This window comes from Mycolicibacterium arseniciresistens (genome assembly GCF_030519285.1).
Taxonomy (GTDB): Bacteria; Actinomycetota; Actinomycetes; order Mycobacteriales; family Mycobacteriaceae; genus Mycobacterium; species Mycobacterium arseniciresistens.
In genome coordinates, this window is sequence record NZ_JAUMSQ010000466.1 from 1 (window position 1) to 3,218 (window position 3,218).

The 3,218-nt window shown below is 69.1% G+C and carries 3 protein-coding genes and 1 pseudogene; 2 read left to right on the forward strand and 2 right to left on the reverse strand.

Going from position 1 to position 3,218, the window contains the following annotated elements; all coding sequences use genetic code 11:
* Positions 1-213, forward strand: a pseudogene (locus tag Q2100_RS30490) (PPE domain-containing protein); the annotation flags it as partial.
* On the forward strand, positions 210-539 hold the full coding sequence (locus Q2100_RS30495) for a YbaB/EbfC family nucleoid-associated protein (RefSeq protein WP_269896979.1): 330 nt from the start codon (positions 210-212) through the stop codon (positions 537-539). The pseudogene Q2100_RS30490 and the gene Q2100_RS30495, both read left to right, overlap by 4 nt.
* 72 nt (positions 540-611) lie before the next feature.
* Here Q2100_RS30495 and eccD read toward each other — a convergent pair whose 3' ends face one another.
* Positions 612-2,144, reverse strand: coding sequence for a type VII secretion integral membrane protein EccD (eccD, locus tag Q2100_RS30500; protein ID WP_264014878.1), 1,533 nt, complete (start codon positions 2,142-2,144; stop codon positions 612-614).
* Positions 2,141-3,218: MinD/ParA family ATP-binding protein (locus tag Q2100_RS30505; RefSeq protein WP_302917021.1), on the reverse strand; the 1,078-nt coding region annotated here is incomplete at its 5' end. The genes Q2100_RS30505 and eccD, both read right to left, overlap by 4 nt.

Below are 3,218 nucleotides of genomic sequence, written 5' to 3' on the forward strand. Positions count from 1 at the left end.
GGCACCGCCGGCGGCGCGATGGGCGGTATGCCGATGGGCGGCGGCCACGGCATGGGCGGCCAGGGTGGCGGCGCCAAGGAGAGGCGGCGGACGCCGGGCCTCTCGCCCGACGAGGAGCTGTACGTCGAGGATCGCCCGTCCACCGAGCCCGTCATCGGTCTGCGGGCGCGACGCCCCGGCAAGGACGGCGGCCAGGACAAGGAGAGCACGTGACCGACGACATGCACCCCGAGGTCGCCGCGGTGCTGCAGCAGGCGCAGCGGTTGCAGTCCATCATGGACGACCAGTTGCACAAGATGAACAGCGAGACCTTCACCGCCACAGACGAGACCGGGACCGTGGAGGTGACCCTCAACGGGCATCACCACCTGACCGGGATCCATCTCGAGCCGGGGTTGTTGCGGCTCGGTGCGGCGACGGTGGAGCAGCGGCTGAACGAAGCTCTGCAGAACGCGACGGCGGCGGCCAGCGAGTCCATCGACGCCGACCGCGAACGCATCGACGCCCTGGTTGCCGAGACCACCGGCGACCGGCCCTGACGCTCAGACGGCCTGCGGCGTAAGCACTTCGCGGGTTCCGGCGTGCGTCAGCTCACCCGCACCGGCGGGCACTCAGAACCGCAGGTTCCGTAACAGGTCGTAGACGCTGGCGATCCACAGCAGCAGCGGTATGACCGCGGCGATCGTCGCGCCGTCGAGCAGTTCGAGGATGCGCTTGGTCACCGGCGACACCCGCCGCACGTTGTCGGTGGCGCCGACGATCACCAACGCCACCGCGCCGAGCGCGAGGTAGACGGCCAGGACCAGCCAGGCGTCATCCGGATTCCACAGACACAGCCGTACGGTCACGCCGGTGGGGATGATCACCGCCGCCGCGAGCAATGCCCAGGCACACCACCGCTCGGCGTACAGGCGCGAGCGGAAGGTGCAGATCGCCGTGACGAGGCCGGCGACGATCAGGCTGTGCACGAAGAAATGGCCCTGCACGACGACGGTGATCGCACCGGTGGCCAGCACCAGCGCCCCGGCGGTCAGGAAGCCGATCAACAGTTTCTTGGCCAGCACACTGCGTTCCTGCAGTCGCGCAGCCGATTCGGGAACCGAGGCGATGATGGCCTGCCAGGTCGGCGACTCCTCGTCGCTGGGATCCGGGGTGGTCACCGGGTCGAGCAATTCGTCGTTGCTCACCGTCTCGCCGGGGGCCGGAATCGGGGGCAGAGCGATACGCGCTACGGCGACAGTGAGTTTCGCCGCGTTGGTGACCGCCATCAGGCCGAATGCGACGGCGCCTGCGGGCACCCAGTACTGCCAGCCGTAACCGAAGGCGATCGCCGCCAGTGCGATCGCGGTGCACGTCACCGCGAGGAACGCGGCAAGATGAGCACGGCCGCGCGGCCCCCCGCGGGTGGCGAGTGTCAGCAACAACACGACCGACGCCGCACCGGCCACCTGAGGCGCACCCAGCTGTTCGACACCGCGGGGTAGCGGAACCGCCAGTGCCGCAGCGCCGGCCAGCAGCGGCACCGACGCCACCAGCAGACTCTCGGACAGGTCGATGTTGTCGTACCGGCTTCGGGCCATCAGGCTGCCGCCGAGGATCCCGAGGCCCAGCACGCCGAGCGCCACCGCCCACCACCAGTCCTGGCCGGTGTTCGACCAGGTGAGCAGTGCCAGCACCGTGACCACCAGCGCCACCAGCGGAATGGCGATGCCGACGAAGCGGTTGAGTGCGGTGCGGTCGAACTCCGGAGACTCGTCGAGCACGGCGATCGCGTCGATCACGTCCTCGACCAGCGGCCGGTACCGTTCGGTCCGGCTGACCGAGACGAGCGTCAGCAGTGAACCATCGACGACGCCTGCGTCATCGAGGGATTCACTGAACCTGATCGGCGGCGCGCCCGGCCGCGCGAACGCCCACACGCCCTGTGCCGAGAAGTCGAAGCCGCCCAGCACGTCCTTCGGGGTGTCCTCGAGCATCTCGCCCAGGACGGCCACCGTCTCGTCGATGTAGGTCTCGATGGGCGCCGACGCCGGCAGCACCAGGTCGGTCATCCGCCGACCGGTGAGGATCGTCACCCGGGTGGTGGACGGCCGTCCCGGGGTGACGCTCGAGGTGCTCGACGAGGCAGCGGCGGTGGTGGTCAACGGCGTTCGAGCCTGTCGAAGTCGTCAGACAAGGCGGCCGCCAACTCGATGATCCTCCGCTCGAAGGTGTCGTCGAGCAGGTCGAGCTGGATCTCGGTGCCCGCGGCGATGTGCTTGTCCCACGGGAGAACGATGACACGACCGGGTGGCACGTGCCGCTCGAATTGCTGAACGAGATCGGCCACGTCGATGTTCGGCTTCCCCGGTGTCACATGGTTGATCACCACGCAGGACCGGCCCAGCAGATCCTGGTAACCGTTCTGGCGCATCCAGTCCATCGTGACGGCAGCCTGGCGGGCGCCGTCGATCGAGGCGCTGGCGACGATCACCATGCCCGACACCGTCGACAGCACGCCCCGTGACGCGGGTGTGAAAAGCCCTGTGCCGCAGTCGGCCAGAACCAGGTTGTAATACCGCGAGACGACGCCGACGATGCCCTTCCAGTCCTCGTCGTTGAACTCGCGGCGGGCACCGCTGTAGTCCTCCGACGACAGCACCTCGAGGTTGGAGGCGTTCATGCTGGTGTACGCGCGGATGTCGTTGTAGCGCGCCAGTTCTTTGTCGGACAGCAGGTCGGCGATCGTGGCCGCGGACTGGCGTCCGGCCCGGTCGGCGAGATTGCCGCCGTCGGGATCGGCGTCGACGGCGAGGATCCGGTCGCCGCGGATCCTGCTCAGCGCCGAGCCGAGTGCGACGGTGACGGCCGTCTTGCCGACGCCGCCCTTGAGCCCGAACACACCGATCTGATACGAGTCCCGTGCGTTGCGGCGGATCCGGGTGTGCAGGTCCATCTCGTACAGCTCGTCAGGAGAGAACCCGAGATTGATGCGGGTGAGCATGTAGAGGACGTGGCGCCAGCCGCGCTGCGACGGCATCTTGACCGCCGACTTCACCCCGACGTGGGACAGCGCATCGATGGCGCGGTGGTTGCCCATCGTGGCCGCCGACGTCGGAGCGGGCTGATTGGCCGTCTGCCCCGGCCAGGCCGTGTTCTGTTCGGCCTGCGGGTCGGCGAAGTGCTGGGTCGGCGCCGGAGCGGCGGCCGGGCGCGGCGGCGCGGTCGGGGCCGTGCGG